We start from the raw sequence: 23,897 nt of genomic DNA, 5'->3' as shown, positions 1-23,897 counted from the left end.
TTCCCTTTTTTTATGTTTGTATTTCAAACGACAAAACTTTCATGGGCTTATTATTAAACTACTTAAAAAAGCACAAGTGGATTGTAGCCTTGGCTCTACTGCTTGCAGCTATCAATATAGGGTTCTCTTTATTGGATCCATACATTACCGGACGGATTTTAGACCGTTACATTAACAGAAAAGACTTTATGAGCCGCAGTGAATATCTATGGGGTTCGCTCGGACTTATTGGTCTGGCTATTGGCGCAGCAATGGTTTCGCGTATTGCTAAAAACTTTCAGGATTATTTTACAAGCGTAATTGTACAAAAGGTTGGTGCTAAAATGTATGCAGACGGATTGCAACATTCATTAAAATTGCCATATCAAGTGTTCGAAGATCAACGGAGTGGAGAAACTCTGGGTATTCTGCAGAAAGTAAGGTTGGATACAGAGAAGTTCATCACAGCTTTTATCAGTATTTTATTTATCAGCCTGATTGGGATGGTTTTTGTAATCGTTTACTCTGTTTCGGTAAGCTACAAAGTTACTTTGGTTTATTTTTCTGCCATTCCAATCATCAGCTTTGTTAGTTGGTTCCTGAGTCGCAAAATTAAAACCATACAGCGTTCTATTGTAGGCGAAACGACGGCTTTGGCAGGATCAACAACCGAATCGCTTCGTAATATTGAGCTGGTAAAAAGTTTAGGCTTAGCCGATCAGGAAATTGAGCGCTTAAATAAAACAACTTATAAAATATTGGGCCTTGAACTAAAAAAGGTAAAATATGTAAGAAGTATGAGCTTTGTGCAGGGCACTACCGTTAACCTGGTAAGAAGTACGATGATTGTAGTTTTATTGTTGCTTATTTTTGAGAATACCATCTCTGCCGGACAATATTTCTCTTTCTTGTTTTATTCTTTCTTCCTTTTTGGCCCTCTGCAAGAGCTGGGCAATGTTATTTTAACCTGGCGGGAAGCAGAAGTATCATTAGGAAACTTTAAAAAGATTTTAAACACACCGGTGGATAAAAAACCGGCCAATCCAAGAACTGTACAAAAGATACATGATTTAACTTTTGATAATGTATTGTTCAAGCACCAAACTGCAAACAGGAACGCTTTAGAAAATATATCGTTCAAAACACACAACGGTCAAACCATTGCTTTCGTAGGTCCTTCTGGTTCTGGTAAAACTACCCTGGTAAAATTGTTGGTTGGCTTGTATCAACCTAAAGCGGGTGCAATTTTATACAATGGAATTCCAAGTAATGAAATTGATCTGGATATTTTACGTGAGAAAATCGGGTTTGTAACACAAGACACTCAGCTATTCTCGGGTACCATTAGAGAGAATTTACTTTTCGTTAACCCAACCGCTACAGATGAGGAATGTTTAAAAGTGCTACATCAGGCAGCATGCCAAACATTAATGTCGAGAGTAGATAAAGGATTGGATTCTGTAATCGGTGAAGGGGGTGTTAAAGTTTCGGGAGGAGAAAAACAACGTCTTTCTATTGCACGTGCCTTATTGCGTCAACCAGATATTTTGGTTTTTGATGAAGCCACTTCATCATTAGATTCAATCACTGAAGAGGAGATTACCAAAACCATCCGCTCGGTTTCGAATTTGACAGATCATATCACCATATTAATCGCACACCGTTTATCGACCATTAAACATGCCGATTGCATTTATGTTTTAGAAAAAGGGCATATCATCGAGCAGGGAAATCATGAGGAATTAATTGCTCAAAACGGTTTGTACCAGGCCATGTGGCGTCAGCAAATTGGCGAGCGCATTGTAGAAGCTTAATTTTAGTACTGAGTCTTGAGTTCTTAGTCTGGAGTCAAAATCAGACTGAGGACTCAAGACTTTAGACTCAGGACTTTTGGCTCAGGACTAATTCACTTAGATGATGTTTGATCGTGGATATCCTGTAAACTTAATTTCGTCAACGATTTAGTCTTTAACCAGGTAATAGCGGCAATGGCAATGGTCATACTTCCTCCAAATACAACTGCAGGAACTAATCTCATGTATTTTGCCGTTAAGCCAGATTCGAATTCTCCAATCTCATTAGAAGAACCAATAAACATGCTGTTTACCGCAGATACCCGTCCACGCATTTCATCAGGCGTAAGCAATTGCATAATGGTTTGGCGGATGATTACACTTACGCTATCAAATGAGCCTTCCAGAAATAAGAAGAATAAGGTTAAATAGAAGTTTTTAGATAATCCGTAACAAATAATACTTAAACCGAAGCCTGTTACTGCGATTAATAAATTTCTCCAGGGTTTACCCATTGGCGAGAAACGGGTCATGAGTAACATGGTGATTACTGCACCAGATGAAGCTGCAGCACGCATCATGCCCAATCCAAATGAACCGAGGTGGAAAACATCTTTTGCAAAAATAGGTAGCAGGGCCACAGCACCACCAAAAAAAACAGAAAACAGATCTAAACTCATGGCCCAAACCATCATTTTAGTTTTAAATACAAATTGAATCCCCTCTTTTAAGCTGGCAAAAATATCCTGGGTAGGTACAAAGGTAGCAGGGTGCTTTTTAAATGAGAGAATACAGAGGAGAGATATAGAAATTAGAACTACAATAACACTGTAAGCTGCAGTGATCCCCCACAGCCAGTTCACTAGTCCGCCAAGCATGGGGCCTATAATTGTAGCTAACTGCCAGCTACTGCTGTTCCATGTGCTTGAATTGGGATATAATTCTTTCGGTACAATCTTAGCCATTAAAGAGAATGTTGCCGGGCCAAAGAATCCCCTGGCCAGGCCAATGCAGAATACTAAACCGTACATGATAAGTACAATTACACTTTCTTTGAGGTGAAGATACTTGCTGGTAATCAAAAGCATAATGACTGATGCCAGGAGTACGCAGGAAAAAATTTTAATCAGTAACCCTCTTTTTTCGCTCTTATCGGCAATATACCCGCCATATAAGGCAATGCCAATTGCGGGGATCGCCTCGCACAAGCCAACTAATCCCAGTTTTAATGGATCGTGGGTTAAGTCGTAAATATGATATCCAATCACTACCGCCTGCATTTGATAGGCAAGCGTGAAAAAGAAACGCATGCCTAAAAACGATCTGAACTCTTTAAATCGCAAGGCCGCGAAAGGATCTGGTTTTACTGAAACCGAATTGGGGTCTGAATCTGCCACAGGAAAATAATTTCTTGCAAAACTACGGCATCACGTTGTAAATAACTGTACAAAATGTGTTTTTTAACAGCTATGTTTTTCTATTGAAAAGTAAAAATTGCAGCCAGCATCAATTAAAAGGGTTTAGAAAGCAAAAAGCCGATGGATATTGCTACCCACCGGCCTTTTAAGCAGGGTTTTCTAATACCCCGGATTTTGTTCTAAAAGATTATTCTTATTGATTTCATCCCTGCTGAATGGTCTGAAATAGAGTTTGTTGTCCCAGCTGCGGTTCTCCTGCGCATTTTCTATTACTGGGGTATAAGTGTAATCGTAAACAGTAGGGTCGTAGTGGTAAGGTGCAGACATGGTTTTGCCTGCTTTAAATTTACCGGTTACCTTAATATAGGTCGCTTTTCTGCCTAGCGTTACATCTGCAATTAACCACCTGCGGGTGTCGTGGTAACGTTGTTCCTCGTAGGCCATCTCAATGCGGCGTTCGTGGCGGTAAATTTCACGGAGTTCTGCCTGATCATTTGAAGTAATGGCTGGCATTCCGGCACGGAAACGAATTTTGTTTAACCAGTTTTTGGCATTATCTAATTCTCCAAGCTCGATACTGGCTTCGATGTAGTTGAAAACGACTTCAGTATACCTCAAAAAAGGCCATGGAACGTTTTGCGACATGGATGCATCCACAATATTCGGATCCGGATCAATGAATTTATGATAATAATAGCCCGTCCAGCTTCCATTCCAGTTTTCTATTGTGCTTCCCCTGGTATCTAAACCTTTAAAATCAATTCTGGCTCCGTTGTCTATCAAGTCGTAAATCCCGGTTTGGATTTGACTAGCAGGATCTACATTGCCTGAGGCCTTATCACGAGGTTTCCAGCCCGCACCATCGTACAAAATGGTTGCATAAAAGCGGGGGTCTCTGTTTTGATAGGGATTAGCTTTTTGTGTAGGGTTCGTCCAGCTGAATTTGCTCCCATCCTGCATTTCATAATCATCAACCAATAAGCCCAAAGGTGTATTCCCTGCCCAGTTATGGTACCCATTTGGCCCGTTTTGCTGAGCATGTTTGATGTTATTCTGAATAATGAAGTATCTGGCGAAAATTAACTCTGATGAGGCACTCAGATCAATGCCCGGAGCATTGCTTCCTCCGCCCATGGCAATGTTTTTGTAGTTTTTAGTACCATCAGCAGCTGAAACGGGAGCAGATAAATTTAGTTTGTAACCTGTTCCCAGATCTATAACCGCTTTCGCTGCAGTTTGCGCAAGTCTGTATCGGTCTGTTTGGTTTCCGGAGGCATAACTTAAAAAATCTAATTTTTGATTGGGAATAGCACTTACTTTTGCGGTGAGTTTTGCCCGGTCGTGTAGGTCGCTTGCAGCATAAATTAATACTCTTGCTTTTAGGGCGAGTGCAGCCAAGGCTGTACATCTGCCTTTATCCATCGTTTTTCCGGCCAGTAATTTGTTGGCTTCCTCGCAGTCTTTAAGAATAAAGTTCACGCATTCTTCGTAGGTATTGCGTTTAACATTGAAATCATCAGTTAAGCTGTAAGTCTTAGTGATGATGGGTACAGCACCGTAAAATCTTAAAAGCTGCTGATAGAAATAAGCTCTCAAAAAATAAGACTCACCAAGAAGTCTGTCTTTCAGGTCCTGACTGGCAAGCCCATTGTTCCCACCCGCGATGCGTTCAACCGTTGTATTACAAGCTCTGATCCGGTTGTACATCGCCTTGTAGGCCCAACTATCATTTACCCAGCCTAATGTAGATGGGTTTATCGTGCCATTATTCACCAAGTCTATTCCACGGGTAGGGTGGGTAAATAAGGATTCATCAGAAACTGAAGATAACATCTCTTCAGAGAATCCGCCATTTCCCAGCCCATTATAAATATCATTAACAAAGGCCTGAGCGAGTGCAGCATCATTCCAAACCAGCTCCGACGAAATTTTATCTGGTGGCGTAACGTCCATAAAGTCCTTTTTACAAGAGATGACAAAAATGGAAATAAAGGCGAGTGTATATAATTTTATATTTTTATTTTTTGCTTTCATATTCTTCATTGTTATTGATAAACAGTAATACCTTGCTAAAAAGCAGCTTTAACACCAAAGTTGATCACCCTGGCCTGTGGATAATATTGGCCACTCGAATTGGTAGATTCAGGATCCCAGATTTTAATTTTATCTACAGTAAAGAGATTAAGGCCATTAGCATATAACCTCACACTGTTTAAGCCCACTTTTTCTAACCAGTTGGTAGGAAGTGTGTAGCCCAGTTCGATATTTTTTAGTCGGATATAATTGTTACTTCTCAACCAATAGGTATTATTCAGGGCATTGTTTCCATCGGTATAATAAGTTGCCCCACGATTAGATAAACGTGGATTGATAGCGCTTGGGTTATCAATACTCCAGCGATTATTATATGACCATTCCAGGAAGTTACCAATATCTCCTGATTCGGTAATACCAACAATCTGCATCCCTCCGGTAGCACCTTGAATGAGCACCGATAAATCAAATCCTTTGTATTGAAGGTTGAGGTTAACACCCCCTGTAAAAGTTGGCGTACCGTTTTGGTCTAGGCGGATTTTATCATCTGCGTTGATTTTTCCATCACCATTGGTATCTTTAAATTTCATGTCACCAGGACGTAGGTTATTGGTAAGGGCACCATAATTAATTTTATTGGCACTGATTTCTGCCTGATCTTTAAAAACACCATCATAATCATATACCAGCCAGGAGTTGGTTACTCTGCCGGTTGAACGTTGCCATTCAGGCGCGCCAGGTGTTTCATCCCAAAATATGATCTTGTTTTTGGCATATCCACCGTTTACACTGACGCCAAAATTGAAGTCGCCAATCTGATCGTTATAGCTTAGTTTAAACTCGAAACCCTTGTTGTTTACCTTCCCCAGGTTTACCGGAGGGAGTCGATCTGCGATACCTGAACTTTCTGGAATAGAGCTTCCGCGGCTAATCAGGATATTGGTTCTTTTGTTATAGAAATAATCAAATTCCAAAGACAGTTTATTATTTAAGAATGAAGCATCTAAGCCCACATTGGTATTGTTTGCCACTTCCCAGCCAAAATCCAAATTAGGCACTTTACCTTCATAAATGGATTTAGTGATGGCATCGTTAAAGACATAACTGCCAAAGTTCATCAGGCTCAGGTATTGATATTCTTGAAGTGCATCGCCGAAGTAGGCTTCAGCACCCATCTGACCCCATGATGCCCTTAATTTTAAGTTGTTGACGAAACCAACATTGTCTTTAAAAAATGCCTCTTCTGATAAGCGCCAGCCTAAAGATACGCCTGGGAAGAAACCAAAGCGCCTTGCAGTAGGGAAGATGTAAGAACCATCTACACGCCAAAGAAACTCAGCAAGATATTTCTCTTTATAATTGTATCCTACCCTTCCAAAATAGCTTAATCGAGCCCTGTTATAGAGGTTGTTTGGGTCTCCGGGATTATTTCCCAAAGATTGTTCTCTTTCATCTCCTGCCAGGAGTTCTTCAATAGCAGATGATAAATAGTATCTCCTGAAGGCAGTAAAACCATCATTGCTAACCTGCTCACGGGTTACGCCTGCCATTAAACCAATAGTATGATCGCTGATTTTTTTATCATAGTTGATCATTCCGGTTAAGTTTGTTGCCAATTGTCCACCAGCAGTTTCTCTAAGTCTTGGATCTGTGTATTGAGATCGTACTGTTCCCGTTAATACTGGGGTAACGCCATCTGCCTGAAAAGTTTTTTTATCCCAGTCGTATAGTGTCCAGGGAAGTTGCCAGTTTTTTTGCCTGCCAGAATACTTATCAATTGCGGCAGTTCCGGTAACTTTTAATCCTTCAATGCCCGGGATTTTGATTTCTACTTTACCCGTGGTTTGGAGGTAATCTCTAATGTCTTTATTATAGCCGGTCAAATCGGTTGTAGATACTACAGGATTGTAACCGTATTCGATATCTCTTCCTGGTAAGCCATTAGGCCAAACTGCAATTTCGGTTGGCCTTCCACGCATTAAAAACCTGAAAATATCACCAGCACTTACGGTAGGGAAATTACGGGCCTCTTCACGTGCAGTAACACCCAATGTGGTGGTAATATATTTGCTTAATTTGGCTTCGAGATTGATCCGCATATCGTATTGCTGATATCCGGTTGCAGATTTCTTGTAGTAACCATCCTGATCCAGGTAACCCAAAGAGATCAGATACTTCACGAATTCTCCTCCACCGTTAATTTGAACATTATGCTTTTGTTGTGGAGACCACTCTTGAAAAGTAGTGTCGAACCAATCGGTGTTTGGAAAACGTAAGGGATCCGAACCATCAGCAAGTTTTCTAATCTGATCAGGTGTGTAGGCTGCATTGATGGTTTTTCCTGTTGGAGATTGATATACGCCAGTTGTTTTAAAACTATTCCAGGCTGCAGGCCATTCGCCGGGATTAAGGTCGGAACCAAAAATGTTCAACTCATTTAAGATTTCTGCATATTGTGGCGAATTGGCCATTTTTGGAATTCGGGTAGGTTGCTGCAGGCCATAGCTAAAATCATAAGAAAATTGTGGTTTACCTGATTTTCCTAATTTAGTAGTGATTAAGATTACACCATTTGCTGCCTGTGAGCCGTAAATGGCTGCAGAAGCATCCTTAAGTACCGATACACTTTCGATATCATTCGGGTTTAGGCGCTCCATCCCCCCGGCACGGTTCGGAATTCCATCAATAACAATTAGCGCGTTGTTATTCCCCAGCGAGTTAATTCCCCTTATACGAATGGTAGAGCCATCATACCCCGGCTCTCCACTACTTTGGAGGGCTGTAACACCCGGTAAACGACCGGCCAGTGAATTGGTTAAATTTACAGATGAGGATTTAGCGAGCTCGGTGCCTTTTACTGCAGCTACAGCCCCCGATACCACTGCTTTTTTCTGTGTTCCATAACCTACTACCACTACTTCTGAGAGGTTTTGATTGTTTTCTACGAGCTTTACATTAATGCTACTTTGGTTTTTTACCTGAACTTCCTGGTCTACATAGCCAACGTAGGTAAATACTAAGATGGCATCCTCTGGGGCTTTAATACTAAATCTTCCATTCCCATCTGTAACGCTGCTGGCAGTACCGCCTTTTACTTTGACGCTTACGCCTGGTATTGGCCCACCTTTGTCATCTGTAACCTGGCCTTTTACCACAATGTCCTGAGGAAGTAGCGCAAAATGATCAAGGGATTCTTTTTTAGATAATGTGACTGTAGCCATGCCTGACAAGGGAGCAAGTATTAAACACCCTCCGCAAACAACAAGCACACTACTTTCGGCAAAAGATCTCAATAGATTTTTTTTCATAGGTTTTAGTTAATATTGGTTAGATTATTTTTTGTAGTTATTTGATGTACATGTAAGTAAACATTTTTGTAATTAATGTGTATTAGTAATTTTGGTCTTAAGACATTTAGGGTTAATGCATTTTTGCATCCCAAAGTGGAGCCACACTCTTGGGTACACATCAAAAAAATGTCATGTAAATCAAGTAAAATCCACTTAAATCATGTTTTTTGGATGATTATGAGATTTTAAACCACTAGGCGATATTCGGTCAATAATAGACCAACCAGCTAAACAGTTTATACTTGGTTAGCTGCAATATAAAAATTATTATGATTTTTGGAGCAGGGGTAAATCAATAAAAATGAGGGGATGAATCAGTAAAATAATTTTTGTATATACAAGTCGTATTATAAATAATACTTACTTTTTGAATCTTGCTGAGAACCCAATGTCTCAGGCATAATTAGTTGGAACAGGATTTTTAATTAACTGATTTTATCAAAGGAAATTCCTCTTTGAAGTTTTTGCAGAAAAGCTTTTAATATCGCATTTTCAGCTTTTAGCAACTGAGGGTCTTCCTCGAAAAGTGCTATTACGGTATTTCTGGCTTCTGATAAAATGATTTTATCACTTGCAAGATCTGCAAGTTTAAGGTCTAAGACACCACTTTGTTGTGTGCCGGTTATATCGCCAGGGCCACGAAGCTGTAAATCAATTTCAGAGATTTCAAAACCATTATTTGTTTTTACCATGGTTTCCAGTCTGATTCTGCCTTCTTTGCTAAGTTTGTTTCCGCTCATCAGGATACAGAAAGACTGTGCGGCCCCTCTACCCACCCGTCCTCTCAATTGATGGAGTTGAGACAGACCAAAGCGCTCTGCGTTCTCTATCACCATTACCGAGGCATTCGGCACGTTTACACCAACTTCTATCACTGTAGTGGCCACCATAATATGGCTTTTGCCTTCAATGAACTGCTGCATTTCGAATTGCTTATCGGCATTAGGCATTTGTCCGTGAACAATGCTAATCTGATAATCCGGACGAGGAAACTGATAGCTTAATTGTTCAATACCCGCTTCAAGGTGTAAAAGATCAAGCTTTTCACTCTCTTTTATTAATGGATAAACGATATAAACTTGCCGTCCTTTAGCGATTTCCTGCTTCATAAAACCAAACATCCGCATTCTTTGGCTTTCGTACAGGTGCCTCGTTTCGATGGGTTTTCTTCCTGCGGGTAATTCGTCAATAATAGAAACATCCAAGTCTCCGTAGAGCGTCATCGCAAGCGTACGTGGAATTGGCGTAGCTGTCATCACGAGAATGTGTGGCGGGATTACATTTTTGCGCCAAAGCTTGGCCCTTTGTTCTACTCCGAACCGATGTTGTTCGTCAATTACCACCAGCCCCAGATTTTTAAACTGAACCTTATCTTCTATTAAGGCATGCGTACCAATCAGTATATCTATTTCTCCATTTTCTAATTGCTCATGTAAGATATTGCGTTCTTTCTTTTTGGTATTTCCGGTAAGAATAGCAACTTTAACCAGGTCATCAGATACGAGCTCTACAACAGAAGCATAATGCTGTCTGGCTAAAATTTCAGTGGGAGCCATCATACAAGCTTGGTAGCCGTTATCATTGGCCAGAAGCATACTCATTAAGGCAACTGCCGTTTTCCCGCTTCCTACGTCGCCCTGAACGAGTCTGTTCATCTGAACACCCCGCTGTGTATCTAATCTAATTTCTTTAACCACCCTTTTTTGAGCATTAGTAAGCTCAAAGGGTAAAAATTCATTGTAAAAACGGTTAACCTTTTCTCCAACAACCTCAAAAGTGCAGCCCTTAAATTTTAGCTGGCGAAGTTGTTTATTATGCAGTAGCTGAAGCTGGATAAAGAAAAGCTCCTCAAACTTAAGCCTTCTTTCTGCTGCATTTAAATCCCTTTGGTTTTTTGGGAAATGAATATTTAACAGTGCCGTACGTTTATCCGGAAGCTGATATTTATCTAAAATATACTGAGGAAGATTTTCCGGTACCTGGGGGATAACCTGATCCAATAACCCGGCAATCAATCTTTGAATACCTTTAGAATCCAGGTTAAACTTCTTTAATTTTTCCGTCGAATTATAAACAGGTTGAAGCGTAAGGTTGCCCCGTCCAACTTGCCTGTTTTGATATAGCTCCATTTCAGGATGGGAAATACTAAAAGTTCCATTAAAAAGATTCGGTTTCCCGAAGGCAACGTAGGCAACACCCACTTGTATATTGGTATCTACCCATTTTAAGCTTTGAAACCATACAAGCTCCATGATGCCGGTTTCGTCTTTAAAAACGGCTATAATACGTTTTACACGTTTATCTCCTATTACTTTTTTACTTATAATCCGTCCAATGATTTGGATATACTGTGAATCAGGATTGATTTGATTAATCTTGTAGAATTTGGTTCTATCGATGTATCTGAAAGGATAATGAGCAAGCATATCCTGATAAGTGAAAATACCCAGATCTTTTTTGAGTACATCAGCCTTGGTAGGACCAACTCCTTTAATAAACTCAACAGAAGTATCTAAAATCGAATGATACAAAATATTTTCTATTTCTTATTGATGATGCCTTTCAGCAATTGCGCATTAAAAATAATTATCGACAGCAGTAAAAGCAAATATGAAAAAATCTGATGCAAATCAATCGGTTCCTTAAAATACAAGAAGGCTACTGTAAAGGCTACAATTGGATTAAGGTAGATGAGTATTCCCAGGGCAGAGGAAGGCATGCCTACAAGGGCGTAAGCGTTCAGAAATAGTGGGATAATAGTAAATACAATTGCTATTAAAAAAATATTCGCCCAAAAAAAAGTATCAGTAGGGAATGGTGCTGCAGTAAATATATATAGTGGCAACATCATTAGTCCGGAAAGAACAAGCTGAATACCCAATAGGTTAAACTTATCAATTCCTTTAATTACTTTCAATGCAACTACGTATAATGCATAAAATGCAGCGATGAGAATAGCCCAAAGTACTTCGCTTAGTGAGCCTGTTGCCAATAGCATGATACTCACAAAGGCAATTAATATGGCAACTATTTTGGCTTTTGTAAGCTGTTCCTTCAAAAGAATAAAACCGCATAGCGCGGTAAGCAATGGGCAAACCAGGTATGCAAAAGCTGCTGCTTTCAGGCTTACACTATTTACTGCATAAATATAGCTAAACCAGTTCCCTGTGATTAAAATTGCTGATATAAAAATATACAGGAACAGACGCTTTCTTTCTTTGCCACTTAAGGCACGAAACAGTGCAATATCTTTTTTAATTGCTGCTTTTCTAAAAATAAAAGCAACCAACCATACAACTATAATGGAGACCAGGATTCGGTAATATAAAATTTCTGTTGGCGGAAAGCCTTTTATGCTGCGCAGTGGGATAGACATTGTTCCCCATATAATGTAAGGAACAATGCCTGCTAAAAAATATTTACTTTTTCCTAATGCCAAAACTATGAGACTATGGCAATTACAGAAATTTCAACGTTAACGTTTTTAGGTAAAACAGATACCTGAACGGTTTCACGGGCAGGAAAATCTGAACTGAAATATTGTCCATAAACTTCATTAACCTGAGCAAAGGTACCCATATCGCTCAAGAAGATTGTAGATTTTACAACGTTATCGAAAGTTAAACCAGCTTCTAATAAGACTGCTTTTAAGTTGCGCATAACCTGATGGGTTTCCTCCTGAATGTTTCCGATATTCAGTTCTCCGCTCTCAGGATTGATAGCTACCTGGCCCGAAACGAATAAAAAGTTGCCTGCCTGCACGGCCTGACTATAGGGGCCGATGGGGGCGGGTGCATTTGTAGTATTGATAATTTGTTTCATAATCAATTTTAAGAAAATAAGGTTATTTAGTAAGCCATTGAATTAGCTTATAGATGATTCCAGCTAAAAAAATGGTTATGGCCAGTGCATTAATAAAATGCATGATTTTAATATTAATATTGGTTGGCCGGTTGGGGTCTTTTTTTCTGAAGAAATACATAATACAAACTTAGATAAAACCCCTTAGCATTTATAATGGAGGAAGGAAAAAAATGACCACAAAAAAAGGGTTCCGAATTTCGGAACCCTTTTTCTAATCAGTTATATTGAAATACTAGTTTCTAGCAGTTTCAACACGACGGTTTTGGATACGACCTTCTTCAGTATCGTTAGAAGCAATTGGATTAGCTTCACCGAAACCTTTAGTAGCAACCTGACTAGCGCTAACGCCAGAGTTTACTAAGTAAGTTTTAACAGAGTTAGCTCTGTCTTTAGATAACTTCAAGTTATATGCTGCAGTACCTTCGCTAGAAGCATAACCGTTAACAGTTACTTTACCACCGTTTTCACGTAACACTGAAGATAATTTATCTAAAGTTGGATAAGATTCAGTTTTTAAAACTGAAGAGTTGAAATCGAAACCGATTTTCTCGAAACCAGTTACATTGCTAGGTGCAGTAGTTGTAACTTCAGGTTTTGGAAGTGGACAACCAGAACCATCAACAGCAGTACCAGCAGGAGTTCCTGGGCATTTGTCGAATTGATCAGCAACACCGTCACCGTCAGTATCTTTTTTCAAATCTTCAACAGATTTCTCTACGTTAGAAACACGGTTTTTCAATGCTTCAACTTCTTGACGTAAAGTAGGATCTTTTAACTCATCGTACATAGTAGCTAATGGGTTAGACCACTCTAAGCTAGGTTTAGCAGATGAACCTAAAGAGAATTCTAAACCAGCATAACCGTAAGAGAATTTATCTTTAGTAGTTCCTTTTGCATAAACTCCATCAAAGTTATCAGCGTCAACAAAGTTCATAGTGTAACCTAAGTTAAAGTTAACACGCTCAGAAACTTTGAATTTAACACCAGCACCAACTGGAATATAGAAACCTTTTACATAGTCTTTAGCATCGTGTTTGTCACCAACTGGACCAGTAGATTTACCTTTCCAATCAACAACAGTACCGTTAGTATAAGTTACTTTTGGAGCATAAGCTAAGTAACCACCACCCGCAGTAACGAAGAAACCAACAGAGTTCTCACGACGTAAGAAATCGATAGAACCTACGTTGATAACACCACGTAAATCAACAGCATATTGTAATTCAGTTTCGAATTCTCTAGCAGTTGAAGCAGTAACTTGTGCAGCATCGTTAGAACCAGAAACTTTACCACGTAATCCGTTTAATTCTAAAGCGAACGAGTGACCTAATTGTTTACGGATGTTTAAACCGTAACCTAAGTTAACATCCCATTTGTTGAAATCGTTAGAACCGCCGATTGCGATAACAGGAGCTAAAACACCACCGTTAACACCAATTGACCACGTTCTGTACTGTCCTCTTCCACCAAATACCTTGGTAGAAGAAGTCGTTGCCGGAGCATCTTGAGCAACAGCAACAGAAGCTAGTCCTGTTAAAGCTACTAAAGAAACAGCAAGACTTTTCTTTAAAGTAGAATAATTCATAATCTTTTTCTTTTTTAAGGGTTAAACAATTTAATTGATTAATTTTTTAGTAATCGCAAAATTAAACAAATTTTTAAATTTTCAAACTTTTATACAAACTCCGTTCCAAACTTCTCAGGTCTTAATCATTTTCTTACATTTGGCCATTATTCGTACTAAAATACTTCATTTATGAAATATCCAACTATCGATCAATCGTTATTTGTATTAAATAGAAAGAACTTTATTAAACGGTTAAAAAGCAATTCCTTAGCGGTTTTCAACGCCAGCGATGAGTTCCCAAGAAGCGGCGACCAAAACTTTATTTTTAAACAGAATCCCGATCTGTTTTATTTATCGGGTATCGATCAGGAACAAACCATTTTATTGCTTTATCCAGATTGTCCTAATCCATTGTACAGAGAAGTCCTGTTTTTAAGACAGACCAATGATTATATTAAAGTTTGGGAAGGATACAAGTATACAAAGGAACAAGCAAAAGAAGCCTCAGGGATATCAAGTATATATTGGTTGGAAGATTTTGATAACATTTTGCACAGTATTATTAACTATGCTGAAAATATTTATTTGAATACCAATGAAAATGATCGGTACGCAGCAACTGTGCCCTATCGCGATCTCCGTTTCATTGATCAAATGAAAGCTAAATACCCTTTACACAATTATCAAAGGTCTGCGCCAATTATGCGCGATTTACGTGCTGTAAAGTCAGATGTAGAAATTGAGCTAACCAAAAAGGCCTGTGCAATAACCCGTGATGCATTCGTTAGGGTGTTGAAATTTACCAAACCCGGGGTGAAGGAGTATGAGATCGAAGCTGAAATCATTCACGAATTTATTAAACAGGGTGGAACAGGGCATGCTTATTCTCCAATTATCGCATCTGGTCATAATGCCAATATTCTTCACTACAATGATAACAACCAGATTTGCAAGGATGGGGATGTTATTCTTTTCGATTTCGGAGCAGAGTACGCTAACTACAATGCCGACATGAGTCGCTCTATCCCGGTTAATGGTAAATTTACCCAGAGACAAAAGGATGTTTACAACGCGGTGTTGCATGTGATGAGAGAATCGATAAAATTGATCCAGGTAGGAACGATTTGGAATACCTATCACGAACAGGTAGGTGAACTTATGACTGAACAACTGATAAAACTGGGGTTAATCTCTACCGAGGATATAAAAAATCAAAATCCATCATATCCTGCTTATAAAAAATACTTTATGCATGGAAATTCTCATCACTTAGGAATAGATGTGCACGATTTTGCAGGAAGGTATACCCCGTTTGCTGCCGGCAATATTTTAACTGTTGAGCCAGGAATCTATATTCCGGAAGAGGGGTTGGGAATCCGTTTAGAAAATAATATACTCATCACTTCAAGTGGAAATATCGATTTAATGGCTGATATTCCACTGGAAGCAGAAGAGATAGAGGCTATTATGAATAGCTAAATCAGTTAACAGTTTACAATTAACAGTTGAGCAATTGTATCGTTGATCTTCAATTAAAGAATTAAATATTAGCCCAATTATCGGCAAAACGATAAATATTAAAATCTTTTTGATTACAGGCTGCTTGAATTTCTTCTTGCAGCCTTTTTTTATCTATGGATTGCATTTTTTGGTGTTGTATAATTTTCCATGCTTTTTCCGTTAAAAGGAACGTCCTTTTTTTATTCAGAGAAGCATTGGATTTTAATATCCAATCACACAATGCAGAAACGCCCTCAGATTTATCAGCAACAGTTTTTAAAATCGGAATTCGTTTTTCACCTTGATGAATTAATTTTGTGAGCTTATTGAAGAAAATATCAGCGCCTTCGCGATCCGCTTTGTTGATTACGAAGCAGTCGGCTATTTCCATTAATCCCGATTTAATATGCTGAATTTCATCTCCGGATTCTGGAACTAAAGTTACAATCGTTTTATCTGCAAGGCCTGCAATCTCAACTTCCGATTGGCCAACTCCAACAGTTTCAATAATAATCAGATCAAAACCAGCAGCGCGTAATACATCAACCATTTCAATCGTTTTTGCCGATACCCCTCCTAAAGCTCCTCTGGTAGCAATAGATCGGATATAAACATTGGGATTATTAAATTGAGCAGCCATTCTGATCCGATCGCCCAGTAATGATCCGAAATTAAAAGGGGATGTAGGATCTACTGCCAGTATCGCAATGCGTTTACCCTGACTGGTTAATATGGAAACTAATGCATTAATAAGGGTGCTCTTTCCTGCACCGGGAGGGCCTGTGATGCCTATAACCGGAACCTCAACATCGTACTTTAAATTTCTTAAGAGCTGATGGGCTGGTTCAATGTCATTCTCAACCAGCGTTAAAGCTCTGGCCAATGCCTTGAAATTACCTGCATTCAATTCGCTCAAAATGGATAGAGGTGTATTCATCAATAAAACTATCTTTGTACAAAGAAACAGATTTATTTTCAATCGTTATTGTGCTTCCAGGGGATTAATTTAACCAGCACAATTACTCTAATTATTCATGAAAGTTACAGGTTTTACCTTTATTCGAAATGCAGTAGTAAATGATTATCCAGCAAAGGAAGCCATACTTTCCGTTCTGCCACTCTGTGATGACTTTGTTGTTGCTTTGGGCAACTCGACTGATGAAACAGCAGAATTAATTAAAAGCATCGGTTCCGATAAAATCAGGATTGTTAATACCGTTTGGGATGAAAGCATAAGAGAGGGGGGAAGAGTTTTCGCCGATGAAACAAATAAGGCTTTAGCGGCTATTGCTGAGGATACAGACTGGATGATTTACATTCAGGGTGATGAAGCCATTCATGAAGATTATCTGCCGCTGATTAAAGCTGAAATGGAAGCAGAGCTCCACAATAAGAAAATAGAAGCTTTGCTTCTAAAATACCGTCATTTTTACGCGTCATATGATTATCTTGCTGAATCAAGGCGCTGGTACAGGAGAGAGGTTCGAATAATTAAGAACCTTCCCGGTGTGCATTCATACCGGGATGCACAGGGTTTTAGGATTAACGATCGGAAACTTAGCGCGAAGTTAATCGATGCCTATGTTTATCACTATGGATGGGTGAAGCCACCGAAAGGATTGCAGGGGAAAGTGAGAAATTTCAATCAGTTTTATCAAACAGAAGAGTGGATTGAAGAGAACTATCCGGTTCAGGAAACTTTTGATATGCATAATGCTGATCGTTTGGTTCACTTTAGAGGAACACATCCCAAAGTAATGCAGTTAAGAATTGAAGCTGCTAACTGGAAATTCGATAAAGACCTGACCAGAGAAACGCCGAAAATGAATTTTAGGAGAAGAATTCTCCAGAAAATTGAAGATTTAACCGGACTACGTTTATTCGAATACCGTAACTATAAACTTGTGAAGTAGATGCAGAAAAGCATTTCTATTGTTATTCCTAATTATAACGGCAGGCATTTATTGGAGAAATATTTACCTTCTGTTTTTCTTGCTGCCGAAAATGCTAAAACCCTATTTGAGGTAATAGTTATTGATGATGGCTCTAAAGATGAGAGTATTGCCTTTATAAATACACACTATCCAAATGTAAAATTACTTATAAACGAAAAAAACAGCGGATTTTCTTATACCTGTAATCAGGGAATCAACGCTGCACAATACGAACTGATTTTACTCCTGAATTCTGACGTTAAACTTACTCCTGATTATTTTGAACAGCAGTGGCAGTATTTTGAGCAATCAGATACATTTGGTGTGATGGGCCGGATTATGAGCTTTGACGAAACCAGGATAGAAGATGCAGCCAGACTTTTATATTATAGTGGTTGTAGAATTAAAGCCAATAAATTTTATTTCAGTGAAGAACCTTCAGACCGGGAGGTTTACACCGCTTATCTTTCAGGTGCCAACGCATTGGTTGATGCTAAAAAGCTAAAAGAACTTAAGGGTTTCGATGAAATTTATTCACCATTTTCTTCTGAGGACTTCGATTTAAGTTTAAGGGCATGGCAATTGGGATGGAAATGCTATTATGAGCATCAATCTGTATGTTTTCATCACGTAAGCGGAAGTACCAAAACCCAGATCAAATCGAACCTTATCAAAGAAATATATTATCGTAACCGTTATATCTTACAGGGAATTCATTTGGAAGGTCTAAGGAAGATATTGTATCCTTTACAGCAACTGTTTACTGAACTGATCCCTAAAATATTAACGGGGAAGCTTTGGGTATGGAAAAGCTATAAAGCCTATCTTGAGCAAAAACAACGTATCAATTTAAGTAGGCAACATCTTAGTGCATTAAAAAAGAAACATCAATCAGCTTTAAATATTTCAGATGTAATTAAGTTCATAGATCAATCCACGGTTTCAAAGAAAATTAATCGATTGTAATTTTATAGCCTCTTAATTTCCAAAATCTGTCGGGTTAAATCGAAAACCGTACATTTGCCTAATTTTAAACTGATTTTTTTGGGGATAGGGCACAAGCATTCTCCATTTCACATATTCCATTTTTTTAAAATGAAGACCTATTTCCGTTTATTGTCGTTTGCCAAACCCATTGAAAAATTTGCAATACCTTATATAATTGCAACACTGTTTGCCATTATCTTCAATACATTTCTTTTTACGCTTCTCGGACCACTAATGCAGGCATTGTTTTTAGGGAAAGTTGAAGGACCAATTAAAGGCATTGAACCAAAAGGATCATTCGATTTTTTAGGACAGTTTAATGATTACATGAACACAATTATTGCGGATGATAAAGTTTATGCATTAAAGGTTATCTGTGTAGTAATTGTAATAACCGTTTTTCTTTCCAATTTTTTCAGGTACTTCTCGCAACGGTTTATGGAAGATTTACGCGTTCATACTTTACTTAATATGCGGAAAAAAGTATTTAACAATGTAATGAATCTTCATGTGGCATTTTTTAACAATGAACGAAAAGGAGATATTATTTCAAAAGTTGCATCTGATGTTCAGGTGGTTCAGTTTACCGTAACCAATACGCTACAGGTAGTTTTCAAAGAACCTGTTCAGCTGTTATTTTTTATTGGAGTTTTAGTTTCCATCTCATTTAAACTTACTATTTTCTCTTTACTGGTTATACCTGTATCAGGATTTATTATTAGTAAAATCGTAAAACGCTTAAAACAACAAGCCACGCAATCCCATGAGTCTTTTGCTAAGATGATTGGCTTCCTGGACGAATCTCTAAGCGGAATCAAGATCGTAAAGGCTTTCAATGCTACAGCGAGAATTAAAGAGAAATTTGATGAGGAAAATAAATTTTATTCTTTTTTAAATCGAAAAATGGCTAGAAGACAGCAGCTTGCTTCACCCGTTTCTCAAACATTGGGTGTTCTGGTCGTTGTTTTTATCTTGCTATATGGTGGGACAATGATTTTAAGTGGAAAGGGAGATTTAGAAGCTTCGGAGTTTGTAGTTTACTTAGCAACTTTTTCTCAGGTAATGCAGCCCATTAAGGCACTTACTGATTCTTTTAGTGGAATACATTCAGGAATTTCGGCAGGAGACCGGGTATTGGATTTAATCGATACTAAACCAGAATTGGTTAATAAGGAAGATGCACAGGATTTAGCAAGTTTTAATCAACGCTTATCTTTTGAGCACGTATCATTTAATTATGGTGAAAAAGAAGTGCTGAAAGACATCAATTTTACCATTGAGAAGGGAACTACTGTAGCCTTGGTTGGGCCATCAGGAGGTGGAAAAAGTACTTTGATGGATCTGATTCCTCGTTTTCATGATCCAAAAGCAGGGAATATTAAAATTGATGGACATAATTATAAAGATTTAGCGGTAGAAAGTATACGGGAGAAAATGGGAACTGTAAACCAGGAATCGTTTCTTTTTAATGATACCATTTTTAATAATATTGCCTTTGCAAAACCGAATGCTTCTATGGAAGAAGTTGTAATGGCTGCCAAAATTGCAAATGCACATGATTTTATCGAAAATACTGAAGGTGGATACCAATCCTTTGTAGGTGATCGCGGAAATAGACTTTCTGGTGGACAGAGACAACGTGTTTGTATTGCCCGGGCAGTTTTAGCTAATCCACCAATCATGTTGTTAGACGAAGCTACTTCTGCATTGGATACTGAATCAGAAAAACTGGTGCAGGACGCCCTTAATAATTTGATGAAAAACCGTACTTCCATTGTAATTGCACATCGTTTAAGTACCATTCAACACGCCGATAAAATTGTTGTGATTGATAAGGGAGAGGTAGTAGAAACGGGTAATCATGCAGAATTAATGGCGCACAATGGTCTATATCGGAGATTAATTGATATGCAGGCTTTTAATGATTAAAAATGACAGACATCTCTAATTTTGCACGTAGAATACGGGAAAGCCAATTCGATTTAGAGTTTTCTATTTGTACGCTGATTACCCGAAAAAGCGAATATTTAGAAATGCTACAGTCATTTAAAAATAAAGGCTTTTCGGATCAAATTGCTGAATTTTTATATGTCGATAATTCCGAGCATAATGAATTTGATGCATTTGCTGCTATTAACTTGTTTTTAAGACAGGCAAAGGGAAAATTTGTAATTATCTGCCATCAAGATGTGTTAATAGATAAAGATGATGTTAACCATTTAAGAAATTGTTTAAAGAATTTAGATGAAATAGATCCTGATTGGGGAATCTGTGGTAACGCCGGTGCAGCAGGGCCCAACCATATCGTTTATCATATTTCATACCCAGATGGTACATTTATGGATAAGGGAATATTCCCGTTGAAAGTATCAGCACTGGACGAAAACTTTCTACTAATAAAAAATAAGGCAAATCTAAAGGTTTCCAGTAATTTAAATGGATTCCATTTATATGCCACTGAACTGGTTTTACAGGCAGAATTAAATGGCTTTTCGTCATATGTCATTCCTTTCAACCTTACGCACAAAAGCAGGGGAAACAGAGATCCCAGCTTTTATTTGATAAGAAAAGCATTAATTTCCAAGTATAATCGCTTTTTTAGAACAAGATGGGTACAAACCAACTCTACCGTTTTCCATTTGTCGGGATCATTTCTTGGGAGAATGTGCGGTAATCCAGTTTTTTTATTCTTGGTTAGAATGTGGAATGGATTAAAAAAAAGAGTTTAGCCATGAAAGAAACGCTTCCCTTAGTATCTATTGCTTTATGTACTTATAATGGCCAGGACTATCTGGCAACGCAGTTAGATTCTATTCTTGCCCAGGATTATGCTAATATAGAAATCGTAATCAGCGATGATTGTTCTACTGATAATACTGTTGCTATTATTCATGAATATGTTTCGTCAAATCCTGGCATTAACTTTAAAGTAAATGAGCATAATCTCGGATTCAATCAAAATTTTTTAAGCACCATTAGCAGTTGCAAAGGAGAATATATAGCCATTGCTGATCAGGACGATATCTGGAATAGCAACAAGATCACAATGATGATCCGGAATGTCGGTAATAACCTGTTAATCTATCATGATTCTGCTTTTATAGATGAGAATGGAGTACCAAATGGAAAAAGTATCTCCTCTTTACACCACTTTGTTAAGGGGGAGAGTACCATACAGTTACTATATAATAATTGTATCTCCGGTCACGCATGTTTAATCGCTAAAGAATTGTTTAAATATGTTCATGAAATTCCGGAGGGTATATATTATGATTGGTGGTTCGGTTATATAGCGGCTTGCGAAAACAGACTGAATTTTGTAAAGGAAAAATTGGTGCAGCATAGGAGGCATAATAAAAGTTCTACTGCTACCGATAAAAAGAATAATAAAGAAATTCGCAGACTGCAACTTAAGTATTTCGCAAACTATTTAAGTACCCCTCCGAAAACCAAAAAGTTATTGTATGATTTACTTGAGGGATATCATGTATTAGATGTAAAATCCTTTTCCCCGAGATTATTATTTACTTTATTGAAAAATTTCCATTCACTTTTCTATATCCGCAAAAGATCAATTTTTTCAAAGCTTAAAATTATTTTAGCAGAGTGTAGGCGTAATCCTTAATTTTGGGCTATGATAGAAATGCCGTTAATCAGTATAGCCGTATGCACATTTAACGGTGAAAAGTACCTGTCAGCACAGTTGGATAGTCTTGTGAACCAGGATTATCCCAATAAACAAATTGTTGTGGTAGATGATGGATCCAATGATGATACGATGAGTATCCTAAGGCGTTATGAAACTGAATATTCATTCTTTAAGGTCTATCAGAACGAACAAAATCTTGGTTATATTAAAAACTTCGAACGGGCAATAACATTGTCTAAGGGCGAATTAATTGCCCTGTGCGACCAGGATGATATTTGGGATCTGAAAAAACTGTCTATTTTATCCTCCCACCTTAAAGAAGAGGATATTTTGATCTATCACGATTCTTTGATGATTACAGCGGATGGTAAATCAATGGGAAAAAGCCTTTCAAAGGCTATTGGGTACATTGATGGCAAAGAGCATCGCTCCCTGCTACTGAATAACTGCATGGCTGGTCATGCCATGTTAATTAAAAAAACCTTATTAGAGATGGTTTTGCCACTACCACTCGATATTCCTCATGATCATTGGATTGCTTATAATGCACTATCAATTGGTAATGTCAGGTATCTGAAACAGAATTTAGTCTGCTACAGACAACATGAACATACTGTTACTTTTACCCATCATTTAAAGAAACTGAAAGAGGTAGATCCCGGTTTTGAAAAGCTTACAAAACGTCGAAATATTAATTCAAATAGGATAAAACATCTTGCTGTGCTAATATCTGCTAATATAAGTACATCAGAGGCAGGTTTTATTGAACGGTTGAGGACGAAGCTTTCAACACTTAATGAAAAAACATTTTCAACTTCGCTATTCTTTTTTTTAACGTGGCATCAATCTTCGTTGTTTAAGCTTTATCACAAATCGTTCTTTAGCAGGATGATATTAATCTTTAAAGAAAGCAAAGGGCTTAAATAGAATTACTTAGTCAATAAATAATAGTTTAATTTTAAGAAAAGAGCAGTTGAAATTTTGCCCTTCTTTTTGAACTTTAACAGGTAATTAAAGATTTCTTTTTTTGGATATCCAAAGCACAACATATTAATAATATTTCGTTTGTACGCTCGCTTTTCAAAAGTATTTTGCTGGGAAATCGTTAACGGTTTTTCTATCACAGGTAATAGATATTCCCATTTTTCCTGCAGTTTCAGTATTGCTGAGAACCAATCTCGACCAAAATTACCTGAAGAAAAATGTTCCATTAAAATGTCAAAAGTAACGGCAATCTGATGATTTTGGCCAACATTTAAACAGAAATCTAAATCGTAACCGTGAAAGCCTGTCAAAGTTTTTTCATCAAAAAGATGTGATTTTGCGATGCTTTTTGTTGTACACAACCACATTCCATCAACAGCGGCTACTGTTTCAAGGTGCTTATTGCCTGGATTATAATAAATATGAACTCCATCAACATCAGCGTTCTGATTTCCCTGGATATAATTAATACACTTTACATTAGCCTCATTACCTTCAACATCCCATCCGGATGGTGCATATGTTTTATACGCACACCCAGCAACTCCTAATACACCCAGTTTGGTATGTTTCTTAAAGACTGAAAGAACATGTTCACCCCAATTGTTGGTCTTAATTAAAAGGTCTTCATGCATAAAGCATAAGATATCATACTGGGCATTTTCTATTCCTAAGTTGTAAATTTCACAGATACTCTTTTTACCATCGGCATTTTCATAAGCCAGTATTTCAAACTCAAGACCCACGGTTTGTTCGATATTTTTAACGGTAGCGGCCAATAATTTGGGTTTTGCAGATGAAATAATTACAGAAATCATAGCTATTCAAGTTCTAAACC

The 23,897-nt window shown here is 38.0% G+C and carries 18 protein-coding genes; 8 read left to right on the top strand and 10 right to left on the bottom strand.

Annotation, left to right across the window (positions count from 1 at the left end; genetic code table 11):
• Nucleotides 1-41 precede the first annotated feature (41 nt).
• Nucleotides 42-1,793 (top strand): ABC transporter ATP-binding protein, encoded by a 1,752-nt coding sequence (locus ACQY77_RS10530; RefSeq protein ID WP_421942184.1) that lies wholly within the window; start codon nucleotides 42-44, stop codon nucleotides 1,791-1,793.
• A gap of 92 nt (nucleotides 1,794-1,885) precedes the next feature.
• Here the strand turns inward: ACQY77_RS10530 and ACQY77_RS10525 are convergent, their stop codons facing one another.
• The 8 genes from ACQY77_RS10525 to ACQY77_RS10490 all read right to left on the bottom strand — a co-directional run bounded on the left by ACQY77_RS10525 (nucleotide 1,886) and on the right by ACQY77_RS10490 (nucleotide 14,023).
• Nucleotides 1,886-3,169 carry an MFS transporter gene (locus ACQY77_RS10525; protein WP_421942185.1) on the bottom strand — a complete coding sequence of 428 codons (1,284 nt, stop codon included), beginning with the start codon at nucleotides 3,167-3,169 and terminating at the stop codon, nucleotides 1,886-1,888.
• A 180-nt stretch (nucleotides 3,170-3,349) separates the two neighbouring features.
• On the bottom strand, nucleotides 3,350-5,224 hold the full coding sequence (locus ACQY77_RS10520; protein ID WP_421942186.1) for a RagB/SusD family nutrient uptake outer membrane protein: 1,875 nt from the start codon (nucleotides 5,222-5,224) through the stop codon (nucleotides 3,350-3,352).
• A gap of 35 nt (nucleotides 5,225-5,259) precedes the next feature.
• Nucleotides 5,260-8,532, bottom strand: a complete 3,273-nt coding sequence (locus ACQY77_RS10515; RefSeq protein WP_421942187.1) for a SusC/RagA family TonB-linked outer membrane protein — start codon at nucleotides 8,530-8,532, stop codon at nucleotides 5,260-5,262.
• A 467-nt stretch (nucleotides 8,533-8,999) separates the two neighbouring features.
• Nucleotides 9,000-11,105, bottom strand: coding sequence for an ATP-dependent DNA helicase RecG (recG, locus tag ACQY77_RS10510; RefSeq protein ID WP_421942188.1), 2,106 nt, complete (start codon nucleotides 11,103-11,105; stop codon nucleotides 9,000-9,002).
• An 8-nt stretch (nucleotides 11,106-11,113) separates the two neighbouring features.
• On the bottom strand, nucleotides 11,114-12,013 hold the full coding sequence (locus ACQY77_RS10505) for an EamA family transporter (RefSeq protein WP_421942189.1): 900 nt from the start codon (nucleotides 12,011-12,013) through the stop codon (nucleotides 11,114-11,116).
• 2 nt (nucleotides 12,014-12,015) lie between these two features.
• Nucleotides 12,016-12,396 (bottom strand): RidA family protein, encoded by a 381-nt coding sequence (locus ACQY77_RS10500; RefSeq protein WP_421942190.1) that lies wholly within the window; start codon nucleotides 12,394-12,396, stop codon nucleotides 12,016-12,018.
• Between the two features lie 22 nt (nucleotides 12,397-12,418).
• A complete protein-coding gene (locus tag ACQY77_RS10495) occupies nucleotides 12,419-12,556 on the bottom strand; it encodes a DUF6728 family protein (RefSeq protein WP_421942191.1) in 138 nt (45 codons plus the stop codon).
• A gap of 114 nt (nucleotides 12,557-12,670) precedes the next feature.
• Nucleotides 12,671-14,023: an OmpA family protein gene (locus tag ACQY77_RS10490; RefSeq protein WP_421942192.1), complete on the bottom strand. Its 1,353-nt coding sequence runs from the start codon at nucleotides 14,021-14,023 to the stop codon at nucleotides 12,671-12,673.
• A gap of 171 nt (nucleotides 14,024-14,194) precedes the next feature.
• Here ACQY77_RS10490 and ACQY77_RS10485 point away from each other — a divergent pair, with 171 nt between their 5' ends.
• On the top strand, nucleotides 14,195-15,484 hold the full coding sequence (locus tag ACQY77_RS10485) for an aminopeptidase P family protein (RefSeq protein ID WP_421942193.1): 1,290 nt from the start codon (nucleotides 14,195-14,197) through the stop codon (nucleotides 15,482-15,484).
• 61 nt (nucleotides 15,485-15,545) lie between these two features.
• Here ACQY77_RS10485 and meaB read toward each other — a convergent pair whose 3' ends face one another.
• The gene (meaB, locus tag ACQY77_RS10480) at nucleotides 15,546-16,442 is read right to left on the bottom strand and encodes a methylmalonyl Co-A mutase-associated GTPase MeaB (protein WP_421942194.1); all 897 of its coding nucleotides are present in this window, start codon (nucleotides 16,440-16,442) and stop codon (nucleotides 15,546-15,548) included.
• A 97-nt stretch (nucleotides 16,443-16,539) separates the two neighbouring features.
• Between meaB and ACQY77_RS10475 the strand changes: the two genes are divergently transcribed.
• The 6 genes from ACQY77_RS10475 to ACQY77_RS10450 all read left to right on the top strand — a co-directional run bounded on the left by ACQY77_RS10475 (nucleotide 16,540) and on the right by ACQY77_RS10450 (nucleotide 23,002).
• Nucleotides 16,540-17,418, top strand: coding sequence for a glycosyltransferase family 2 protein (locus ACQY77_RS10475; RefSeq protein ID WP_421942195.1), 879 nt, complete (start codon nucleotides 16,540-16,542; stop codon nucleotides 17,416-17,418).
• Entirely contained in the window at nucleotides 17,419-18,405 is a 987-nt protein-coding gene (locus ACQY77_RS10470; protein WP_421942196.1) for a glycosyltransferase family 2 protein, read from the top strand.
• A 129-nt stretch (nucleotides 18,406-18,534) separates the two neighbouring features.
• The gene (locus ACQY77_RS10465; RefSeq protein ID WP_421942197.1) at nucleotides 18,535-20,355 is read left to right on the top strand and encodes an ABC transporter ATP-binding protein; all 1,821 of its coding nucleotides are present in this window, start codon (nucleotides 18,535-18,537) and stop codon (nucleotides 20,353-20,355) included.
• 2 nt (nucleotides 20,356-20,357) lie between these two features.
• On the top strand, nucleotides 20,358-21,155 hold the full coding sequence (locus ACQY77_RS10460; RefSeq protein WP_421942198.1) for a hypothetical protein: 798 nt from the start codon (nucleotides 20,358-20,360) through the stop codon (nucleotides 21,153-21,155).
• Nucleotides 21,156-21,157: 2 nt separating this feature from the next.
• Complete coding sequence (locus ACQY77_RS10455) at nucleotides 21,158-22,051, top strand: glycosyltransferase (RefSeq protein ID WP_421942199.1); 894 nt, start codon at nucleotides 21,158-21,160, stop codon at nucleotides 22,049-22,051.
• Between the two features lie 9 nt (nucleotides 22,052-22,060).
• The gene (locus ACQY77_RS10450; RefSeq protein ID WP_421942200.1) at nucleotides 22,061-23,002 is read left to right on the top strand and encodes a glycosyltransferase; all 942 of its coding nucleotides are present in this window, start codon (nucleotides 22,061-22,063) and stop codon (nucleotides 23,000-23,002) included.
• A 2-nt stretch (nucleotides 23,003-23,004) separates the two neighbouring features.
• Here the strand turns inward: ACQY77_RS10450 and ACQY77_RS10445 are convergent, their stop codons facing one another.
• The gene (locus tag ACQY77_RS10445) at nucleotides 23,005-23,877 is read right to left on the bottom strand and encodes a glycosyltransferase (protein ID WP_421942201.1); all 873 of its coding nucleotides are present in this window, start codon (nucleotides 23,875-23,877) and stop codon (nucleotides 23,005-23,007) included.
• Nucleotides 23,878-23,897 lie beyond the last annotated feature (20 nt).

The organism is Pedobacter sp. (genome assembly GCF_965279535.1).
Lineage (GTDB): Bacteria > Bacteroidota > Bacteroidia > Sphingobacteriales > Sphingobacteriaceae > Pedobacter.
Note: the sequence above shows the minus strand (reverse complement) of the source record. Positions and strands in the feature narration are given on the sequence as shown.

Coding starts and splice junctions, on each gene's coding strand:
- ACQY77_RS10530 (WP_421942184.1), top strand. CDS start 42: ATGGGCTTATTATTAAACTACTTAAAAAAGCACAAGTGGATTGTAGCC.
- ACQY77_RS10520 (WP_421942186.1), bottom strand. CDS start 5,224: ATGAAAGCAAAAAATAAAAATATAAAATTATATACACTCGCCTTTATT.
- ACQY77_RS10515 (WP_421942187.1), bottom strand. CDS start 8,532: ATGAAAAAAAATCTATTGAGATCTTTTGCCGAAAGTAGTGTGCTTGTT.
- ACQY77_RS10500 (WP_421942190.1), bottom strand. CDS start 12,396: ATGAAACAAATTATCAATACTACAAATGCACCCGCCCCCATCGGCCCC.
- ACQY77_RS10495 (WP_421942191.1), bottom strand. CDS start 12,556: ATGTATTTCTTCAGAAAAAAAGACCCCAACCGGCCAACCAATATTAAT.
- ACQY77_RS10490 (WP_421942192.1), bottom strand. CDS start 14,023: ATGAATTATTCTACTTTAAAGAAAAGTCTTGCTGTTTCTTTAGTAGCT.
- ACQY77_RS10485 (WP_421942193.1), top strand. CDS start 14,195: ATGAAATATCCAACTATCGATCAATCGTTATTTGTATTAAATAGAAAG.
- meaB (WP_421942194.1), bottom strand. CDS start 16,442: ATGAATACACCTCTATCCATTTTGAGCGAATTGAATGCAGGTAATTTC.
- ACQY77_RS10475 (WP_421942195.1), top strand. CDS start 16,540: ATGAAAGTTACAGGTTTTACCTTTATTCGAAATGCAGTAGTAAATGAT.
- ACQY77_RS10470 (WP_421942196.1), top strand. CDS start 17,419: ATGCAGAAAAGCATTTCTATTGTTATTCCTAATTATAACGGCAGGCAT.
- ACQY77_RS10465 (WP_421942197.1), top strand. CDS start 18,535: ATGAAGACCTATTTCCGTTTATTGTCGTTTGCCAAACCCATTGAAAAA.
- ACQY77_RS10460 (WP_421942198.1), top strand. CDS start 20,358: ATGACAGACATCTCTAATTTTGCACGTAGAATACGGGAAAGCCAATTC.
- ACQY77_RS10455 (WP_421942199.1), top strand. CDS start 21,158: ATGAAAGAAACGCTTCCCTTAGTATCTATTGCTTTATGTACTTATAAT.
- ACQY77_RS10450 (WP_421942200.1), top strand. CDS start 22,061: ATGATAGAAATGCCGTTAATCAGTATAGCCGTATGCACATTTAACGGT.
- ACQY77_RS10445 (WP_421942201.1), bottom strand. CDS start 23,877: ATGATTTCTGTAATTATTTCATCTGCAAAACCCAAATTATTGGCCGCT.